Genomic DNA, 19,537 nt, shown 5'->3' with positions numbered 1-19,537 from the left:
AGCTGGAATTTTCCCGGGTTCAGGCTCAGTTCGGCGGGGGTGAAGGCTCGGGGAACGCAGGTGGATTGCGGTCACCATCTCGAAATCCCAAAGCTGTGTGAATCTGGCTGACTACCGCCGCACCTTCGCCCACAGCTGCTGCCACCCTCTTGGTGGAGCCTGCTCTTACATCTCCAATGGCAAAAATGTTCGGTATGCTGGTTTCGAGGGCCAGAGCTGCGCGGCCCACCTCTTGTTCGACGAAGGGATCGAAAGCAGATCCCGTCACGATGAATCCGGCGCGGTCCGTAGCAATGTGCGGGCATAGCCAGCCGGTGTTAGGGTCAGCACCAATGAACATGAAAAGCTGGCGGACTTCGAATTCCGTCTCTCTTGCGGACTTCAAGTTTCTGATCGTCACTGCCAGAAGCGACGCATCCCCCGATAAGGAGGCTACCTCGCACCCGACGTGCATTACGACATTCGGGAGGGCGGCAATCCGCTCAATCAGGTAGGTCGACATCGTATCGGCGAGGTCTCTTCGGATCACCAGATGGAGACGGCTGACCTTGGGGGCCAAATAGGCGATTGCCTGACCAGCAGAGTTGCCGCCACCGACGACGACAATATCCCGGTTCTCACACCACTTTGCTTCGATGGGCGTTGCCCAGTACGACACCCCGGCACCCTCGAAGTCTGAGACATTCGAGATACTTGGTCTGCGATATCGTGCTCCAGATGCAACCACGACCGTTCTCGCCATTATTGCTCGCCGGTCGGTCGTGCGGAGATTGATTAGACCATCGCGCCGACTGCCGGGAACAGGCGGTGACATCTCAGAAATTCTCAAGGGCAGGGCAACTTCGGCGCCGAACTTCAGGGCCTGATTGAGTGCTCGACCGGCCAGGGCTTGGCCCGAGATGCCGGTCGGAAAGCCCAAGTAGTTTTCGATGCGGGAAGAACTGCCTGCTTGTCCTCCTGCGGAACGCTCGTCCAGGACGATAACGCTCAGGCCTTCAGAGGCGGCATAGACCGCCGCAGCCAGTCCTGAGGGACCAGCCCCGACGATCGCAGTGTCGTACACCATCTCCGGGTCCAGCTCCGGTGTAATCCCCAGACAGCATGCTACCTCCGCGTCGGTGGGCTTTTTCAGGACAGTCCCGTTTGGGCAGACCATGACCGGTAGATCGCTGTCCTGGATACCCAGGCGCTCCACCAGATCGTGACCCTCGCCCTCGCTGGAGGCATCGACCACGACGTAGGGATATCCGCTCCGGGAGAGGAAGATTTGAAGGGCACGCAGATCCGATTTTCCGTCGTGTCCAATCAGCACGGTGCCGGAATTCCCGGTGTCGATCAGCGCGACGCGCCGAAGAATGTAGGCCCGCATGATGATTTCGCCGACCTCGGCCGAGCCGATGATGAGCGCCTTGACGTGCGTGGCGTCAAAGGGGATGGCGACGCAACCATGGTGGCCAGCCCGTGAAGCCGCCATAGCAGGCCGTCCCGACAATTGATTGAGTTCGCCTGAGAAGTGGCCCACCCCATGCGACACGATTGCGGTCTCCGAGTGGGAGCCAATTCTCCCGAAGACATCAAGCCGCCCAGAAAGGACTAGCCAAGCCGGGACTTGCCGGTCACCAATCGATGAGACCTGTTCTCCGGGACCAAACGTCTTTGGCTCTCCGCTGGCGAATCTCTTGGCTACTTCTATCTGCAACGGGGTCAGGACGGGAAACAGCTGGGCTTGGCGAGAGTGGACGTCCATGCACTCAACCTCCTGTCTAATAAAACTGCGGAATCGGTCCGACCTGAGGGGTCTGATCAGGAAGGTCAATCATTGTCCCATCCACGTAGCACCAACCCCAGCCTTCCGGCGGATCGTAGCCTTCGATGATGGGATGGCCCGTGCTCCGGAAATGCGCCGTCGCATGCTTGCCTATTGATTGATCGCAACATCCAACGTGTCCGCATTCACGGCATAGTCGCAAGTGGACCCAAGCTTGTCCGATTGCCAGGCATTCTTCACACCCCATGGTCTTGGGCTTGACGGATTGAACGGAGTTCTGATGGCTGCAACGCGTCATTTGAAATCCTATCCTATCGTTGGATCTCAGGTAACATACCTGAGAACGCTACTTTGGACAGTCATACGCAAGGGTTATGGTGAGCGCTTCACTTGCCGTCCATCGAACTGAGCCGGGTTAGATTGCCTCACTCGACCGTGTGCTTCCGATTTGAAACGTAAGAATGCAGAAATTGCGAAAGACGAGCGCTTTTTGGTGAAGATTATGGGCAATCCCACGTTGGCTTTGCGGGTAAAGCCTTGGCCACGCGATTGGCAGTTCAGCACATGGCAAACGGGGGTAAAGTCGCGACGCAGCGCGAAGCGGTGAACATATTTGCCCGCCCCTGGTCGCCGCCTTGACAAGCGTGTGGTTGAAAGTCGCTGCTTGCGGATAAATTTTACTGTTGTTGTTTCGGCTGCCGCGTCTCGCGCGGCAGCCTTCAATTAAAGTGCGCGGAGATCTTCAGCCGCTGTTTTACCCGAACGCCGATCCTGCTTCGGTTCGTAACTGACTTTCTGACCATCCTTGAGGCCTGAAAGCCCGGAACGCTCTACTGCCGAGATGTGCACGAACACATCCGGAGAGCCATTATCGGGGGCGATGAAACCATAGCCCTTTTCAGAGTTGAACCATTTCACTGTACCAGTAGCCAATGTAAGTCCTCGGTTGATTTGCGATCTGCAAAATAGTCACGAAGGCCCGTTTGGCAAGATGCACGGTTCAGTTTGGGGGGAGTTGACCCAACGGAAATATCCGAAGACGAGGGAACATCGACAAAACATTACGGGCGCTCAACCCGATTGGGGAGCGCCCGTATGTTTGCTAGCGACAAAAACCAACTGCGTGGCAGGCCGCTTGCTTGGGTCGTCCATCTATCGACGGAATCCGAGTCGGGCAACACCAGTTACTGCAGCGTAGCTATGCATTGCCCGTCGTTTTCGTCCTCGCCGCCAACCACCGTCGTCAGAAGTCAACTACGACTGATTGAGCGCTGCGGTTGGCCGGTCCGTGATACACCGCCTCTATGTTGTTCCCGTCTGGGTCAAGCAGGAAGGCGGCGTAGTATCCCGGGTGATATGATCGTTCGCCCGGTTTACCGTTGTCGGTACCGCCGTTGGCGATGCCCGCGCTGTGAAATGCGTCGACAGTGGCACGATCCTTTGCCTGAAAGGCCAAATGATGCCGCCCAGTTAGCTGACCGAGGGCAGCGTCGCTGGCTCGGGATGAAATGAAGAGTTCGTCAGCCCAGAAATAGTCATCGGCCTCACCACCAATTGGAATTTCGAGTACCTCTAGAAGTGGGAGGTAAAAGGCGCGGCTTGCCGGAAGATCGGCTACGACCAATTGGATGTGATCGATTAGTCGGCCACGATGAAGTTGGGCAGTGTCCATTTCGACACCTCCAATTCGGGAAGATAACGAAACGGCAGGGGGCGGTTTCGGTTCCATGTTTCGCCGTGATTTCGGTGGAAGTCGACATCCCCTGATTGTCGTTACCGCTCGAGCGCAGCGTCGCACGATTCATAAATCCCCAAGGGTGGCAGACGATCAGGGACCGGTGGTCCAAGCGGTGAAAATCGGAAAGTGATCGGAGGTGTCGATCAGCGGCTGGTCGTCATCGAAGTTGCCGTTACTGGCCGCATCGTAGGTATTCAGGCTCCTGCCGCCGCGGCGCGTGCCGTAAGCCGTCAATTGAACCAATATCACTTGAGCGCGCTGCGTGATTATCAAGTTGGCCCCGGTTGCTTTGGAACAAACCCAACGCCAAATCCGAACAAGCGGCCAATCTTTTCCAACGTTTCCAGCGTGGGGTTCGCGGAGCCGGCTTCGATCTCCGCAACTTGTCGCCTAGTAAGCGACAGCATCTTGGCAAATTCCTCCTGCGTCATGCCGAACCCTTTGCGGATCTCCGCCACAGCACCGGGCAGCCTCAGGTCCCCAGTTCGAGCACGCTTCGCAAGTGTTCGCCGGTTTTCAAGGATCTCCTCTTTCGTCGGCTTCTTCCATCGAGCCATTTAGCGGTTCGCCATCATTGACACGCCGCCAGAACGCTGTCCGCCATCGCTAGACAGCTGCAGCGGCAGATCGGAAGCGCGCGAACCCTCAGCAAGGCTGAGGTGATCGGCAAGCTTTCGCCTTGGGTGCCCCTGGGGCATAAGATCCAAGAGGAAGGGTGGCCAGCTGCGGCTGTATCGATTTTCGAGGTCAACGGGATAACGGACTGACAAGGCACGATGGTCGCGGACCGTTTTGCCGGTCGCGAATTCCGTGGACGCCATCGTGACGAAATAATCGAGATCGTAATCGACGATCGGCGCGCCCTGGAAGCCGGCCGCGTCGTCCTTAAGTTCTAGGGTCGCGGCGTGATGCCACTCGTCATCAAAATGGGTTTGGAGCGTTAGGCGCATTAATTGACCCTTTTAATGGTTCAAATAATGCATTTTTAGAAATTTTTCAACCCATCAGAGTGGGTTGAATGACTACCGCCAGAACTGCCAGCTACCTGTGCGAGGCTGTGAAACCTATGGAGCTACGCCAACTCTCCTACTTCAAAGCAGTGGCCGAGGAACTGCACTTCGGCCGGGCAGCAGCCAGGATGCGCATTGCCCAGCCGGCGCTCAGCAATCATGTGATGTCGCTGGAAAGGGAGCTTGGCTGTCCGCTGTTCATCCGCTCGACCAGAAGGGTGGAACTGACCAGGGCAGGGAGACCTTCTATGATCGCTGTGTGCGGATCTTAAGCGACATCGACCTGACCACCGAACTGACGCGAGCAGCCGGCGGCAGCCGCATCCGCCAGATCAGGATCGGCAGCATCTATCCGGCCACCATGGGCATGCTGCCGACCTTCCGTGCCAAGATCGCCCGCAAGTATCCCGATGTCCGCATCTGCCGCTGGCCGCGATGATATCGTCGAAATCGCACGGTCGCTGGCAAGGGCAGGGCGGTAAGACGCCTTCCGCGACTTCGACGACTGTGTTCTTGCAGCTGTGAGCTGTGGCGGACACGTCCGATTGGTCTGTTAGGACTGGAAGTGAGTTACGGTATCAGCGGCCGCCTTAATGTGGACGTGCTCAAAGATGAGACTGGCCGGAAGGTGCGGCCGAGGGAGTTTGACCGCACTGCGCGCGATCTCGTCGTCAATGGCTTCTGCTCCCTGACGTCACAGAGAGTGCACTGCGAAGAAAGCCTTTGGCTAATCAAGGAGGGTGCAATGCAGCGAAGCGGCGAGCTCGATTTCAGAACGATGTCCAAAGCCGTTCGGGCGTGGTTTCTTTACTACGAGGAGAGCCCTGATGAGAGGGCGTCGAACGTGCTATCCAGCGCGGCGATAGAATTTTACAACGACGGCTATCGTAATGCTGAGGACATCGCTGCGATGCTGATCGGCACCTACGTCGGACTGTATTCGACGAGAGTTAACGCTCCAACCTCGCTGGCCATCCACTAGGTAATTTGGGCACTTGAAGCCGACATCGCGCGCTTTGCCAATTTCGACCGGATTGCCTCAAGTGATTTGACGCTGAGCGAAAATTGCCGGCAGAGCATCTCCTGTGTCCTGTCGTCAGGGGGAAACTTACCTGCCAGCGCAACAAATATCTTTCCCGTCCGCCACGCGTCGAGCGAGCTCGAATGGACTGTTTTCCGCCTTAGGCCGTCTGGCATTTCTCGGTCGATGCCTAGCCATGCACTCAGACTTGTGACGCCAGGCGTCACGGGCTGGCGCGCGGGAAGGGCGTGCTTTGCCATACGGTAGGTGCAAACTATCCGTCCTGGATATTCGATAATCGATGGGTCACCTTCGCCGAGCATAAGCAAGTCGCCAGTCATATCGTGGGCGACAACGACCCTTCCGGCCAGCAAGTTCGCAATCTCCTCTTTGACTTCCGTGAATTTCGGGGCAGATCGCACCTTTCGGTCTCCTATCCCGTGCTTCACACTCGCAAAATAGCTAATCGGGCGCTCGGGATTGATCAGCCAATGGTGCTCTCGCACGAACGCACCGTGACTAAACTCGCAAACCGAAATCTCTACTGGCCGCTGGTTTTTGTTACCGTCGCCTTCAATATCCAAAGCTAGGAAATCACCTTTGGCTAGCTCGGAGAGGCGAAGCATTCTGTATCCTGGGAAACATTTCGAGGGCGGCCAATACTTACTGAAAAAGTCTGCGGAGACCAACTGCCCTGACAGGCGGCCATGCGTCAGACAGCTCCGAGCATGTTTTTGCGGTTGGAGCGAAGCTTCTAATGGCCAAGCGCATCAGCGATTTGAACCGTTTCTTGTCGGGCGTTGCCATAGGCTGCCGTAAGGTCAAGATTCCACTGCATGCCTTCGACAAGTGGCGCCGGAGAAGCGTCGGCAGAGCCAGCGCCTTACGGATATGACGACACTCATTACGACATATGACGCCGCCGCCACTCGCGAGCTTCCTGGCGGCGATTGCCTAATCCGCAGCCGAGGACTAGGCGGGCCTTCACGTTTCGGTGTTTTCACCATCATGTGTGTAACAAGGTCGGGCTTTCTCACGTAGTTCCGGTAAGTAGTATATTCAGTGGAATATATTGCTCCAAGCAAGCGGACCTGGTGTGTCACGTTAGGTGAGGAGAAGCGAATATGTTTACCAGACGTCTGTTGTTTCTTAGTGCGGGGCTCAGTGTCGTGGCCTCGCGCTTTGGCTGGGATGACGGAGAGGCAGTCGCAGCGCAATCCTTCCCTGTCTCCCATTCCGATGCAGAGTGGAGAAAGATTCTCACGGCCGACCAGTACTCGGTGCTGAGGCAGGAGGGGACCGAGTATCCCTTCACCAGCCCACTGTTGAACGAACACCGCAAGGGCAATTTCGCCTGTGCGGGCTGCGATCAGAACGCCTTCTCCTCGACCACGAAGTTCGAAAGCGGTACCGGCTGGCCAAGCTTCTGGGCACCGCTCAAGGGGGCGGTATCGACTAGCCAGGACAGTTCAGGGAGCATGGTGCGTACCGAGGTTCACTGCAGCCGTTGTGGCGGCCATCTCGGCCACGTCTTTGACGACGGTCCAAAGCCGACCGGGCTGCGATACTGCATGAACGGCGTTGCCATGACTTTTCACCCGGCATGACGCTTGCGAGATAGACTTATGCTCCTTTTCATCCTTGCCTATCTCGGCGGTGCGCTGACGATTGTCAGTCCCTGTATATTGCCGGTATTGCCTTTCGTTTTCGCGCGCGTCGGCCAGCCCTTCCTTCGCAGCACGCTTCCGATGCTCGTTGGTATGGCAGCGACCTTTGCGGCCTGGCAACACTTGCTACGGTTGGTGGCGGTTGGGCGGTACAGTCCAATGAGTACGGCCGCCTTACTACCGCGGCTGAATGAATGAGGTCTGACTGGAAATTAGGCCGTCGGTGCAGAGAATGCTGGGCTGAACGATAGGAACGGCAGCATCTATTACCGCTTCCACGCCCGAGACCTGCATCTGGTGCTCGGCCCGGGAGCGGACGGAAAGCCGGTTCGGTTCCAGGTGATGATCGACGGCAAGCGTCCGGGTGACATCCGTGGTGTCGATATCGACTCGGAAGGAAACGGACGGTGACAGGTCAGCGGCTCTATCAACTCGTGCGCGAGGCGGGACCGGTCGCGGACCACACGTTCGAAATTCGGTTCTTGGATCCAGGTGTCCAAGCTTATGCGTTTACATTTGGCTAGAGGAGATCGCTACGATGCATATTTCTGACAAGAAAGCAGGAAGTTCTCTGCGTCTCATGATTCTCGGCGCGGCGGTGTTGGCGAGTGTCGGCGCCTGTCTGGTGCTGCCGGCGTCGGCCACGGAGGAGGCAACGGTAATCCCGGCGCCGGTCGAGGACGAGCCGGTCAGCGCCGCGTCCGAAACCGCCGTTCTCGCCGCAGGCTGCTTCTGGGGCGTCCAGGGGGTTTTCCAGCATGTGAAAGGGGTCGTGAGCGCGACCTCGGGCTATGCCGGCGGCCCGCGCTCCTCGGCACAGTACGAGACGGTCAGCACGGGCTCGACGGGGCATGCTGAATCCGTGGAGATCGTCTTTGATCCAAGTAAGGTCAGCTACGGCCATCTGCTCCAGATCTACTTTTCGGTAGCGCACGACCCAACGCAACTCAATCGCCAGGGACCGGATACGGGCACCCAGTATCGCTCGGCGATCTTCCCGCAGACCGACGCGCAGACCAAGGTCGCCAAGGCCTACATCGGCCAGTTGAATCATGCCCGCGTCTATGATGCTGCGATCGTCACCAAGATCGAGCCAGGCAAGAGCTTCTATCCGGCAGAGGCCTATCATCAGAATTTTCTGACGAACAATCCGACCTACCCGTATATCGTGATCAACGATCTTCCAAAGATCGAGAACCTCAAGCGGTTATTTCCTGAGGACTTCCGGCGCGATCCGGTTCTGGTCGCGGCCGGTGGCAAATGACGGCGCGGCTAAGCCGGGCTTTACGGAGCGCGGATGCCGGAGGCAGTCAGCAATGGCAAAACGGCATCAACCATGAATTTCAGGGCCGCAGCGTCTTTCGCGTCGTCCAGTGATGCCTCGAGCTCCGCGAGTCCTATCCCCTCGATCTGTTGTGCCGGAATCCTTTCGAAGATGCCACGCAACGTCTCCGGAAGGAGGCCGCATCTCCGATCGCAGATAGGACGGATTCCGCAGTCGTCCGTGCTGGAGACAGCAGGTAGACGCCTGCCTCTCGCAAGAGCCTATCTTCTGCATCGTCGATGTCTCTCGCTCCCGCGATCACCACCTTGGTCGGATCAACACCGCTGCCAAACGGGCTATTCCAGTAGCCACAGGCGGCCGCAAGCACCATGCCGCCCAAAAAGCCGCTCCCTGTCGTCTGCGGCGTGTTGAAGCGGATTTGGCTCGGTCCTTGGCTATCTCTCGACAGGCGTCATATTAGGGCCTTTTCGGGCTTCGACTATTCCAGGAACTCTTCAGTGGCAGATTTCAGGAACCGAAGACCACTGCGGAGATTGATCGTCCCGAGAGCCACAGAGATTTCAGGTTGCCCTTCGAAGCGCCCGATCAGCGCGCCCGACCGCCTTTCCTGCCATCTGGAATTCGAGGACGCCCGATGTTAGCTCTTCGACAATCTGGTGCGAATCCGAGGAAGCCTGATGGCCGTAGATATCGACAAGGTTAGATCTCAGACGCCCGGCGTCCGGAACCGGATCCACCTCAACAATGCAGGTGCAGCATTGATGCCACAAACGGTGCTGGACGCCATGGTCGGCCATCTAAACCGTGAGGCCGAGATTGGTGGGTACGAGGCCGCCGATGAAGCTGCCAGTGATCTTGATGGCGTCTATGACAGTGTGGCGCGCATGCTTGGAAGTAGTCGGGACGAGATCGCCCTGACAGAGAATGCGACGGTGGCCTGGCAGCTCGCCTTTTATGCCCTGAAATTCCAACCCGGAGACCGCATCCTCACGGCTCGAGCTGAATATGCAGCAAATTACGTCGCGTTTCTGCAGGTTGCCGAGCGTACCGGTGTGGCAATTGAAGTCATACCGGTCGATGAGAATGGCGTTCTTGACCCCGAAGCCCTCGAACGGATGATCGACGAACGCGTGAAGCTCATTGCCATCACCTGGGTTCCAACGAACGGCGGGCTGCGCAATCCTGCGGCTGCGGTCGGAGTGGTTGCGCGTCGCCATGGCATCACTTATCTCCTCGATGCCTGCCAGGCCGTGGGACAGATGCCAACCCGCATCGATGAGCTTGGCTGCGATTTGCTGACAGCAACTGGTCGCAAGTTTCTTCGTGGACCACGCGGAACCGGATTTCTGTACGTCCGTCGAGACCTCTTGTTGACCTTGGAACCTCCAATGATCGACCATTTCGCGGCTCCATGGGTTGCCGGTGATCGGTATCAGCTAAGATCCGACGCACGAAGATTCGAAACATGGGAAAATAACTACGCCGCTCGACTTGGTCTTGGGCGTGCTGTGGAATACGCGCTCGATTTAGGATTGCAGGAGATTGAGGCTCGGTGCGGTATTCTCTCGGAGCAACTTCGCAACGGCCTTCGGGACATCGAAGAGGTTGTTGTTCATGATCTAGGGCCGAAGCCGGCTTCAATCGTGACATTTTCCGTTGCTGGCCACACTGCGGGGGACATCAAGGCCTTGGCAGCCCGTTACCGCTTCAACGTTAGCGCCTCCGCTCCGTCTAGTACATTACTCGACGCAACCGCACGAGGTCTGCCTGCTGTGGTTCGGGCCTCGCCTCACTACTACAATACGGAGGAAGAAATCGATAGCTTCGTTCAGTTCGTGCGAAATATTCCGCGCTTATAGGAGGCCACTCTGAGGCTGCGAGGCCGCGCTGAGCACCCGTGTGAATTCAACAAATGAAACGTACGCCGCCGAACGCAGTGCTCGGTATGCCCGGATGAAACTGGTTGCGAGGCTCACGGCGACACCCAAGCCGACGAACACGAAGTTTTGTAGCATTTCCTAGGGCGTAGCCTTGATGTAGATTTGTCCGCACAATCCAGAACCCCGATAAATCCCTCGGCAGTTTCCATAGAGGCAATCTACAGGCGAGCAGGCGACAGCGGGGAAAGAGGCTAGTTCAAGGTGGGACATGATCGTCGCTCGTCGACCTATCATGCGACGATGGCCGCATTTGATCGCAGTCGCTTTGGCGTTCTTTCTTGATTGCGGATGGCCAAAGGTTGCAGTCGCAGATCCTGTTACCGACGATGGTCGCGCTTTGATGGCGGCAATCGGGAAGAACGATTTTCTTGTCGCTCGCACGATCTTACGTCGCGGTAACGTTGACGGAAATGGCTATGCTGACGGGCGGTTCAAGCGGAGCTTTTTAAAGGAAGCCCTGTTGACGCAGGCTGATGATAGTTTGATTGACCTGCTGATGGAGAACGGCGCGAACCAAGAGGGATGGGACTATTTCGCCGGTCGTTCCTCGGGTGCCTATGCTGTCGCCGTCGGAGGCGTCAAAAGACGCGGTGCAGAATCTACGCTTCGGATCATAAGGGCGCTGAGGAGTAAAAAGTTCGAACATATCCGCGGGGTGAAAGAGAACATAAGCCTCCTTTCAGTCAACGGGCTTCCACGCCCAGATTTTTTGTCCATCGTTGACGAGTTGGCCGCCGATGGAATTGGCCTTAAGGGAGAGTTTCGCAACGGAACGCTCAAGATGGTTCGAGTTTTCGATACGGGCTTGGAGGCCACTTGGCCGGATCTTCTCAAAATCATTGATGTCAATGAGGCCGATGCATGGGGAAACACCATCACGAGCGTTTACGCCGGGGCCAATTGCACGGTGGAGAGTTGGCAGGAAGACAATCCAAACTGGTTTTGCAACGAGGATCCCGCCAGGTTGAGGAAGATTGAAACGGCCGTCCTTTCGCCAGCGTTTAAGGGAGACACCCTTCTCCAAAAGGCCGGAGGCTGGACCACGTTTGACCAACTGGGCTTCACATCCGGTCAAATTGGGAGGAATTGCTTCAGCATTCCACGCGACGTCAGTCCTGTTCAGGATGAAATTCAGGACTTCCTGAAAGCCACCTTTTCTACAGAACTATCGAAGTGGACACCTGTGAAAGACCCGTCATGTTCGGTGCGCGGTTCGACCCTCATTTGCAAGTGCCCGCGCCCGTAAGTCAGGTTTGCAAAGGATGCTCACCACGAGAGATGCCCCACCACCAACGCCCTTGTGCCTACATTCACTGCGCAGCGACTGACGGCAAGGGCAGTGACTGAAGCCAGGGCCGCGGCCAGAAGAAACATGCGCTTCATTGGTATCGCCCCAAATTGCCGAAGATCTCAGGAACGCGATGTGAAGAGCTAAAAGCGCAAGATCCGGGCGCCCCGGGACACATCTGAAGTAAGAAAGGCCCGGCACATCATGCGCCGAGCCTTTCATTGGGCTGGTCATCAGTTGGGACTGGCTTCCAGCTTGCGCTGACCGGCTGAATGGTCATCGTATTCCCAGAACTGCTGAGCGTGCTTTAGGTTCCCTGTGATGAGAAAGCGAAAGCCCGGCAGGGAGGGGGTCCCGCCGGGCCTATAGTGGACCAGCATTTGGGCGATGCAACGGTCCTTGTAGCGTGTTGGGATTCGCTACGGTGGGGAAAACTGATGGCGGCGAGAAAAGTTCCAGCTGGCTGCGAAAAGCTCGGTGAGCATTGTGATAATTCGATACTCAAGCGAGGAACGTAAAAGAACGCAATCAAATCAATTAGATGTCTCGGATGTATGAGAGCCGCGAGTGCGGTGCTCGCCACAAGAATCCAGAGTGTTGGACGCCGGCGTCCCTAGTTGAGGGCTACAGAATTGAATCTTGACCAGACGTGATCAGGGATCGGCTCCTTGATCCCCGCCACCAAGCCCTTGATACGTTGGGCATCGGTGGTTCCAAGCAAAGCGGAAGCGACTGATGAATTCGCAAGAGGAAATTGCAAGGCGGCGCTTGCCAAGTTGACGCCTGACTCCCGGGCAATTTCCTGCGCTGTCTTCGCAAAAGGCGCTAGAGGATCCGAGACGTCACGCTCTGCATTCTCCTCAAGAAGCGTTCCCCCGTTCAAAATCCCTGCAACGATCAGGGGCGTTGCTGTTCGCTGGCACAGTCCCAAGAGGCGAGTTCCGGCGGTCCGATCGATCAACGTGTAGCGGCCCGTGAGCATGATGCAGTCGAGCTTGGCCCGCTGCATTACGTCAAGGCATACGCCGACATCGTTCACGCCGATGCCGAAGGCGGCAATGTCTCCATTCGCCTTCAGTTCGTCCAGCGCCTTGACACCACTTTCAAGGAACTTGGCAAGGTGCCGTCGATAGTCCGCGCGACCAAGGGTAGGGGCCTCGAGATCATCAGCCAGTAGAATGTCGATTGATGACAATCCCAACCTGGCCATGCTGAACTCGAAGGAGCGCATCACGCCTTCGTAGGAGTAGTCGTACGCGATGTCGAAAGGCATCACATTCGAGGGACGCCCGCCGACCGGTGTCAGGATCTTGCCGACCTTGGTGGACAGGACGTAGGACGACCGTTCCTGCGTTCTGAGGAAGTCGCCGAGCCGCCGTTCGGAAAGCCCCAGCCCGTATCCCGGAGCTGTGTCAAAATAGCGGATCCCGCAATCCCAGACCGCTTCCAGAACAGCCTCGCAATCCAGAACACTGCCGAGGTCGCCAATGCGGCTGGCGCCATAGCCGATTTCTGACAGTCTGAGCGGCGAGGCGCCAAGTTGACGAAACTTCATTGACGATTGATCCGAGGATAGCGCTAGTTGACCATCTCGGCCCCAGACTCTGGAATGTTGGAGCGGGTGTAGAGCCCGAAGTAGCACCCGTCAAGGAACAGGCGATCTTCAACCCCGGAACGGCAATATTGGACGTCGTCCGCTTCATCTCCGGAAGCTGATAGTGGATGCAGTAGCGAGGACCGTTATGCAAGCGAGATCGTACAATGCGTTCAAAGGGGTGTCTTTACGTGCCGTCCGCCGCATCCGGCGACGCACGGCGGCGATTGCCTGTAGGTCGGGCCATGACGACAGACAACGACCGCTGTTCGGCGAGCTGATGGCCGTATCAAGCGCGTTGACCCCCACACACGCCGGAAGGCTACCTCCATCGAAGGTAGCTGCTCGTCGACCATGTTGCTTCCGGGCGCTTTCCGTTGTGATAATGTCGCACCGGAGGCGCCGATGGACCACGATTTCATCGCATCGATCTACGAAGCAGCAGTCATTCCCGAGCTGTGGAAGGGTGGCGGACTGCTCGATCAACTGGCACGCCGCAGCCATGCCCACGACGGCGTTCTGATGGGCGTCTCGCCGGACGGTGATTTTCGTTGGATCGGGAACGACTCCGCCGTTCCGAAGATGAAGGTCTACATCGCAGAGAACTGGGGCTCAAAGAATCCATATCTCCTGAGCGAGGAGCGAACCCGCAGGTTCTCTGAACCGCGATTCCTGATGGACACGGACATCATGACCTACGAGGAAATGATGGCGAGCGAGTATTATCAGGGCTTCATGCGACCGCACGGATGCTTCTGGCATGCCGGAACGGGCATAACTTCACCTTCCGGAGATATCATCAAGCTCTCGATCCATCGCAGTTTCGAGGAAGGGCCGCTCCCGAGAAACGTTACCGCATCGCTGACGGAGATTAGGCCACACCTCGCTCGCGCCGCTCTCCTGGCGTCGCGGCTGAAGTTCGAGCAGATCAAGTCGACAGTCGACGCAATGGAAGCGCTTGGCATTTGGGCCGGCGCCCTCAAGAACGGTCGGCTGGTCGTAGCCAATCAGAGTTTCCAACGCCTGATCCCGAGTACCATGCGCGACTGTCGACATCGCCTGGTCATCGACCAGAAGACAGCCGATGCCCGCTGGGAGTCGCTGCTCGAAGCGGGTGTCACCAAATACGGCGGCTCCTTCCCGATCGCCGCACAGGAGGATCAGCTTGCAATGGTCGTCCACGCGCTTCCAATAGCCGGAGCCGCGAACGACATCTTCAATGCAGCCGATCTGCTGCTGGCCATCACGCCGCTGTCGAAGGAGGCAACGGTCGACGAAGGCATTCTTGCTGGCCTCTACGACCTCACTCCTGCGGAAGCGTCCGTCGCCCGCGAGATCGGCCTCGGCAAGAGCGTCGACGAAGTGGCGAGGGCCCGCGCAGTGTCCGTGGGCACGATACGAACCCAGCTTCACTCGGTCTTCGACAAGACGGGTTCGAAGCGGCAGGCTGAGCTCGCTCGGCTGATTTTCGGTCTCGCCAAGTGCGGCGACTGAAGCGTTCGTCTATCAAATGATATATGCGCGCCAACCCAGCATTTGATAGCCTGCACTGTGGTGGCCGGAGGGGTGCCCTTGCGGCGTTGACGAGGGATTTCGCCGGAAGGTGTCCGGCCACCGATTTGCAAGGGAATACCCGAGCTGGCCCGCTCGAGCTGTGGCCGTTCCGCGCGCCTTGTGGCGCCGTTTGTCGGTCCAGGTCGAACGCGGTTTTGATTCTGCTGACAACTGGAGGTTATCATGAGACCGATCATTGCCTTGGCAGTGCTTGCTGCCGTCCCCACCATGGCCCTCGCTCAGGCCGCGCCCAAAGGCGCCGCGCCAATTCCGGCGGCCGAGATCAAGGAAATGTTCTCCGGGAAGACATATAATTTCACCGAGAAAGGCCACAAGGGCGAGAAAGAACCAATCTCCTGGTACCTTGGCGCCGACGGCAAGATGCTGGGTTATACGGGAAACGGACCATCCCATGCCGCAGGCACTTGGTCGACAGCGGACGGGAAGCTTTGTGTCTCGGATCAGTGGGCCGGAGCATGGGGAACGAACCATTCCGACGAATGTCAGCTCTGGGCGCGCGATACCGCGAAGCCGAAGGTTCTATACCGCGCGGAGCCGAGCAAGGGCGGAAGCTGGACGAAGTTCACGCCGAAGCTGTCGAGCGGCGACACGATCACCCCGAAAATTGAGGCCTTGAAGGTAAAGCTGGCGAAGCAGTAGTAAGCCTGACCTTCGCTCCTTGTCTTTTTCGGACGCGCGCGCCGGATTCCCGAAAACAAGGGAGTCTTGCGAACGTCCGAAGTCTCCTCATTTCGCTACATGAATGGGTAACGCGGCTTCCCGGAACTGATTGAATCCTCATGAGCTTCTTTGTGACGGAACTTCAGGCGCAACGACGAGCATGCCAAAGTTCTCGAGGAGATCGTCCCGTTCAGATCCTCGTCCGGGTGGGTTTTTGCGCCAAGGGGCTCCCAGAGACGCGAGGTCAGCTCTCCCAGGTCCGATGATGCACTCGGCAGCTAGTCTGCTCGACCCATCTGGCGTTCGCTACCACCGAGGGCTTAATCGAGGACTCAGCCGCGGGCCATCTGCGCGCTTATGCGTGCGATTGCGGGAAGGACAGACCTGCATAGTCCGCGTTGGGTCACCTACCGGTCGTGATCACCATCCGGAAGCGTGCCGCTCCACTCATCATCCGCTCATAAGCCTCTGCGGCCCTCTCCAGCGGCATTGTTTCGATCATCGGACGAACATTGGCGAGAGCGCTGAATGCCAGGGTGTCTTCCGAGTCGCTCGACGTCCCTGAGGGCCATCCCTGAATTCCGCGACGTCCGCCAATCAACAGGAGTGGCGAGACTTCGATTGGCTCGGACGACGCGCCAAGCACGATCATCTTGCCATTAACCGCCAGCCCACCAAGCACCTCGCTCATCGCCTTCGAATTGGTGACGGTCGACAGGATCACGCGGGCTCCGCCCAGCTTTCCCAATTCGGCCGCAACGTCTTGGGTGGTGCTGTCGAGATAGAGATGAGCACCGAGCTCACGCGCCAATGGCTCCTTGTCGGCTCCCCGCGCGATAGCGACCGTGCGGCAACCCATTTTCGCGGCGAATTGTACGCCGAGATGACCGAGTCCGCCGATGCCGAGCACGGCAACCGTGTCGCCCGCCCGAACACCGCTGTTGCGCAACGCGTTGTAGGTCGTGATCCCGGCGCATAGCAGTGGAGCGGCCTCGGCTGCATCGAGCCCATCAGGGATTGCGGCTAGAGCTTCAAATGGTGCGATCATATACTCCGCATAGCCGCCGTCGTAACTGATGCCGGGAATTTGTGCGTTCTGGCAGGTTACGAAATCGCCGCGCCGACAGGACGGGCAATGCCCACAATGGCCTCCGTGCCAACCAACACCCACCCGTTGACCGGGCTTCCAGTTGGGCACGCGCTCACCGACCTTATCGATCACGCCGACCACCTCGTGACCCGGCACGCGTGGGTAGGCGATGCCGGGAAACGCTCCCATCACCGTGAAACTGTCACTGTGGCATACTCCGCATGCCTGAACCCTGATCAAGACCTGGCCAGCGGTCGGGGTCGGAATCTCGCGTTCGACCATTTGCAATGATTGATTTGCGGTTTTTACTTCAACACAGCGCATGCTCGGCATTGAACCCTCCTCAGATTTCGTTGTGCCAGGTTCCACGTGTAGCGACGTCGCCACAGCAACGGGCCTTGGTCCGCGTGGCGGCATCTAGCGCGATGGACAGCCTCTTCAATCTGGTGACTGGCGCAAAGTACAAGGACGAGGGAGCAGGGAGGTTACGGTGACCAACGAACGCTGTCGTGCCTGGGCCCAGACAATGCAACTATTGCAGGTTAGCGATGACGTGCCGGTCCAGAATCAATCGACGCTACTTTCCCCTGTGCCCTCCGCCAATGGTCATCGGCGGCTTGCTGCTGGGGATCGTTCCGAACGCGGTACTTCTGCCCGCGCTCACCGTGATCCTGCTTCTGTCCGCCACCAAGGTCTGGCGACACAGGTAGCCGTCAGATCGACTTCAGCTGCACTCTCTGTTCGAGCTTGTCCGCGTCTTCCTTCCGCTCGCTGTAGCGGTCCGTGAGGTAGGTCGAGGCGTCGCGGGTGAGCAAGGTGAACTTTACCAGTTCCTCGCAGACGTCGACGACACGATCGTAGTAGGACGACGGCTTCATCCGTCCGTCGGCATTGAACTCCTGATAGGCCTTGGCGACCGAGGACTGGTTGGGGATCGTGATCATCCGCATCCAGCGGCCGAGGATGCGGAGCTGGCCGACGGCGTTGAACGACTGCGAGCCGCCAGATACCTGCATTACCGCGAGCGTCTTTCCCTGCGTCGGCCGTACTGAGCCGACCGCCAGCGGTATCCAGTCGATCTGGGACTTCATCACACCTGTCATCGCGCCGTGGCGCTCGGGGCTCACCCAGACCTGGCCCTCGGACCACTCGGAAAGCTCCCTGAGCTCCTGGACCTTGGGATGGCATGTCGGCGCTTCGTCCGGCAGCGGCAATCCCTTGGGATCGAACGCCCGAACCTCGCAACCCAGGCGTTCGAGCAGGCGGCGCGCTTCGTGAGCGAGAAGCCTGCTGTAGGAGACCTCCCTAAGCGAGCCATAGAGGATCAGGATGCGCGGCTTGTGTGTCGAGAACCGCGGGCGGAGCGCTTCGAGGTCAGGCTGGGGGAGATGCCGCTCCTCGAGAGCGGGGAATTCCTCAGACAACGCGCTTTCCCTTCTCGTCGAGAACCTTCTCGCCGTCTTCCTTGGTGAAGGCACCTTTGTGGGTATCCGGCAGGATATCGAGCACAGCTTCAGACGGCCGGCTCAACCTCGTGCCGAGCGGTGTGACGACGAACGGACGGTTGATCAGGATCGGGTCCTTGAGCATGGCGTCGAGCAATTGGTCGTCGGTGAGTGCCGGATTGTCGAGACCAAGTTCTTCGTAGGGCGTTCCCTTCTCACGGATCGCCTGACGCATGGTGAGGCCCGCGTCTGCGATCATTTTCACCAGTTCGGCTCGTGACGGCGGCGTCTTGAGGTATTCGATTACACTCGGCTCGATGCCCGCATTGCGGATCATCTCAAGCGTGTTCCGCGACGTCCGGCATGCGGGATTGTGGTAGATCGTGACGTTCATGGTCATGTCCTTTCGGGGATGGTGTTTCGGGATACGGCGGGTGCGGCCTCGTACCAGCCCTTGGTGCGGTTCACGATCCAGACCACCGACAACATCACGGGGACCTCGATGAGGACCCCGACAACAGTCGCGAGCGCGGCTCCGGACTGGAAGCCGAACAGGCTGATGGCGGCCGCGACCGCAAGCTCGAAGAAATTGCTGGCTCCGATGAGCGCCGACGGACCGGCGACGCAATGCTGTTCGCCCGATATCCGGTTCAGCAGGTAGGCCAGTCCGGAGTTGAAGTAGACCTGGATCAGGATCGGCACCGCGAGCAAGCCGATGACGGCGGGCTGCGCGATGATTTGCTCGCCCTGGAACCCGAAGAGCAGGATCAAGGTGGCAAGGAGGGCGAGAAGCGAAAGGGGCTGCAGCCTTGCCAGCAAACTGTCTAGGGTTCGCGTCGTGCCATCGGCAGTCAGGCGCTTGCGAACGATCTGGGAGATGGCGACCGGGATGAGGATATAGAGGACCACTGATATCGCCAGAGTATCCCAGGGGACGGTGATCGCCGAGAGGCCCAATAGCAGTCCGACGATCGGTGCGAAAGCGACGATCATGATGGCGTCATTGAGGGCTACCTGTGACAGGGTGAAGTGGGGCTCGCCCTTCGTGAGGTTCGACCACACGAACACCATGGCGGTGCACGGCGCGGCCGCCAGAATGATCAGACCAGCAATGTATGAGTCAATCTGCTCGGCCGGCAGCAGTGGGCGGAAAAGCCATCCGACGAACAGCCAGCCGAGAAGTGCCATCGAGAATGGCTTGACGGCCCAGTTGACGAAGAGGGTGACCCCGATCCCGCGCCAATAGCTGCCGACCTTCGCCAGAGAACCGAAATCGATCTTCAGCAGCATCGGGATGACCATCAGCCAGATCAACACGGCGACCGGGATGTTTACCGTGGCGACTTCGGCCGAGCCGATGCTATGGAACACGCCAGGCATGACATGGCCGAGCGCGATCCCAACCACGATGCAGAGGAAGACCCAGACGGTCAGATATCGTTCGAACGTGGACATC

The 19,537-nt window shown here is 58.3% G+C and carries 20 protein-coding genes and 3 pseudogenes; 10 read left to right on the top strand and 13 right to left on the bottom strand.

What is annotated here, in order from left to right; genetic code table 11:
* Positions 1–25: 25 nt before the first annotated feature.
* The 7 genes from AS026_RS14220 to AS026_RS14195 form a co-directional block, all read right to left on the bottom strand.
* Positions 26–1,747, bottom strand: a complete 1,722-nt coding sequence (locus AS026_RS14220; protein WP_062368752.1) for an NAD(P)/FAD-dependent oxidoreductase — start codon at positions 1,745–1,747, stop codon at positions 26–28.
* A gap of 16 nt (positions 1,748–1,763) precedes the next feature.
* Positions 1,764–2,066, bottom strand: coding sequence for a UBP-type zinc finger domain-containing protein (locus AS026_RS39950; protein ID WP_082728431.1), 303 nt, complete (start codon positions 2,064–2,066; stop codon positions 1,764–1,766).
* A gap of 425 nt (positions 2,067–2,491) precedes the next feature.
* The gene (locus tag AS026_RS14215; protein ID WP_062368753.1) at positions 2,492–2,701 is read right to left on the bottom strand and encodes a cold-shock protein; all 210 of its coding nucleotides are present in this window, start codon (positions 2,699–2,701) and stop codon (positions 2,492–2,494) included.
* Between the two features lie 310 nt (positions 2,702–3,011).
* Positions 3,012–3,440 (bottom strand): VOC family protein, encoded by a 429-nt coding sequence (locus AS026_RS14210; RefSeq protein ID WP_062370232.1) that lies wholly within the window; start codon positions 3,438–3,440, stop codon positions 3,012–3,014.
* A gap of 156 nt (positions 3,441–3,596) precedes the next feature.
* Positions 3,597–3,779, bottom strand: coding sequence for a hypothetical protein (locus AS026_RS14205; RefSeq protein WP_062370230.1), 183 nt, complete (start codon positions 3,777–3,779; stop codon positions 3,597–3,599).
* Positions 3,776–4,063, bottom strand: a complete 288-nt coding sequence (locus AS026_RS14200; protein WP_062370228.1) for a helix-turn-helix transcriptional regulator — start codon at positions 4,061–4,063, stop codon at positions 3,776–3,778. Before AS026_RS14200 ends, AS026_RS14205 begins: the two co-directional genes overlap by 4 nt.
* On the bottom strand, positions 4,064–4,456 hold the full coding sequence (locus AS026_RS14195) for a hypothetical protein (protein ID WP_062370225.1): 393 nt from the start codon (positions 4,454–4,456) through the stop codon (positions 4,064–4,066).
* A 116-nt stretch (positions 4,457–4,572) separates the two neighbouring features.
* On the opposite strand from AS026_RS14195, the pseudogene AS026_RS44005 reads away from it, so the two are divergent.
* Together AS026_RS44005 and AS026_RS44205 are read left to right on the top strand one after the other, a co-directional pair.
* A pseudogene (locus tag AS026_RS44005) lies at positions 4,573–4,937 on the top strand (LysR family transcriptional regulator); the annotation flags it as partial.
* A 144-nt stretch (positions 4,938–5,081) separates the two neighbouring features.
* Positions 5,082–5,498 carry a hypothetical protein gene (locus AS026_RS44205; protein WP_342587564.1) on the top strand — a complete coding sequence of 139 codons (417 nt, stop codon included), beginning with the start codon at positions 5,082–5,084 and terminating at the stop codon, positions 5,496–5,498.
* Here the strand turns inward: AS026_RS44205 and AS026_RS14180 are convergent.
* Entirely contained in the window at positions 5,495–6,163 is a 669-nt protein-coding gene (locus AS026_RS14180; RefSeq protein ID WP_062370222.1) for a 3'-5' exonuclease, read from the bottom strand. The two genes, AS026_RS44205 and AS026_RS14180, sit on opposite strands and share 4 nt — an antisense overlap.
* A gap of 498 nt (positions 6,164–6,661) precedes the next feature.
* Between AS026_RS14180 and msrB the strand changes: the two genes are divergently transcribed.
* The 6 genes and pseudogenes from msrB to AS026_RS14155 all read left to right on the top strand — a co-directional run bounded on the left by msrB (position 6,662) and on the right by AS026_RS14155 (position 11,675).
* A complete protein-coding gene (gene msrB / locus AS026_RS14175) occupies positions 6,662–7,144 on the top strand; it encodes a peptide-methionine (R)-S-oxide reductase MsrB (protein WP_062370220.1) in 483 nt (160 codons plus the stop codon).
* 18 nt (positions 7,145–7,162) lie between these two features.
* Positions 7,163–7,380, top strand: a pseudogene (locus tag AS026_RS44535) (cytochrome c biogenesis protein DipZ); the annotation flags it as partial.
* Positions 7,381–7,423: 43 nt separating this feature from the next.
* Positions 7,424–7,728 (top strand): annotated as a pseudogene (locus tag AS026_RS42320) (cytochrome c biogenesis protein DipZ); the annotation flags it as partial.
* A 14-nt stretch (positions 7,729–7,742) separates the two neighbouring features.
* Positions 7,743–8,468, top strand: coding sequence for a peptide-methionine (S)-S-oxide reductase MsrA (gene msrA, locus AS026_RS14165; protein WP_062370216.1), 726 nt, complete (start codon positions 7,743–7,745; stop codon positions 8,466–8,468).
* 698 nt (positions 8,469–9,166) lie between these two features.
* Positions 9,167–10,348, top strand: a complete 1,182-nt coding sequence (locus AS026_RS14160; RefSeq protein WP_062370213.1) for an aminotransferase class V-fold PLP-dependent enzyme — start codon at positions 9,167–9,169, stop codon at positions 10,346–10,348.
* Positions 10,349–10,679: 331 nt separating this feature from the next.
* Positions 10,680–11,675: a hypothetical protein gene (locus tag AS026_RS14155; RefSeq protein ID WP_245307502.1), complete on the top strand. Its 996-nt coding sequence runs from the start codon at positions 10,680–10,682 to the stop codon at positions 11,673–11,675.
* 655 nt (positions 11,676–12,330) lie between these two features.
* On the opposite strand, the gene AS026_RS14150 is transcribed toward AS026_RS14155, so the two are convergent.
* Complete coding sequence (locus AS026_RS14150; RefSeq protein WP_062370208.1) at positions 12,331–13,272, bottom strand: aldo/keto reductase; 942 nt, start codon at positions 13,270–13,272, stop codon at positions 12,331–12,333.
* Between the two features lie 444 nt (positions 13,273–13,716).
* On the opposite strand from AS026_RS14150, the gene AS026_RS14145 reads away from it, so the two are divergent.
* On the top strand, positions 13,717–14,805 hold the full coding sequence (locus tag AS026_RS14145; protein ID WP_062370206.1) for a helix-turn-helix transcriptional regulator: 1,089 nt from the start codon (positions 13,717–13,719) through the stop codon (positions 14,803–14,805).
* Positions 14,806–15,048: 243 nt separating this feature from the next.
* Positions 15,049–15,525, top strand: coding sequence for a DUF995 domain-containing protein (locus tag AS026_RS14140; protein WP_062370204.1), 477 nt, complete (start codon positions 15,049–15,051; stop codon positions 15,523–15,525).
* 424 nt (positions 15,526–15,949) lie between these two features.
* On the opposite strand, the gene AS026_RS14135 is transcribed toward AS026_RS14140, so the two are convergent.
* From AS026_RS14135 to arsB, 4 genes are all read right to left on the bottom strand, one after another.
* Positions 15,950–16,969 (bottom strand): alcohol dehydrogenase, encoded by a 1,020-nt coding sequence (locus AS026_RS14135; RefSeq protein ID WP_062370202.1) that lies wholly within the window; start codon positions 16,967–16,969, stop codon positions 15,950–15,952.
* Between the two features lie 380 nt (positions 16,970–17,349).
* A complete protein-coding gene (gene arsH, locus AS026_RS14130; RefSeq protein WP_082728536.1) occupies positions 17,350–18,060 on the bottom strand; it encodes an arsenical resistance protein ArsH in 711 nt (236 codons plus the stop codon).
* Complete coding sequence (gene arsC / locus AS026_RS14125; RefSeq protein WP_205634468.1) at positions 18,053–18,481, bottom strand: arsenate reductase (glutaredoxin); 429 nt, start codon at positions 18,479–18,481, stop codon at positions 18,053–18,055. Before arsC ends, arsH begins: the two co-directional genes overlap by 8 nt.
* Positions 18,478–19,536 carry an ACR3 family arsenite efflux transporter gene (arsB, locus tag AS026_RS14120; RefSeq protein ID WP_062370198.1) on the bottom strand — a complete coding sequence of 353 codons (1,059 nt, stop codon included), beginning with the start codon at positions 19,534–19,536 and terminating at the stop codon, positions 18,478–18,480. The genes arsC and arsB overlap by 4 nt, the downstream gene beginning before the upstream one ends.
* Position 19,537: the final 1 nt, after the last annotated feature.

The organism is Rhizobium altiplani, assembly GCF_001542405.1.
GTDB lineage: Bacteria > Pseudomonadota > Alphaproteobacteria > Rhizobiales > Rhizobiaceae > Rhizobium > Rhizobium altiplani.
This window is presented reverse-complemented; position numbering and strand designations above follow the sequence as displayed.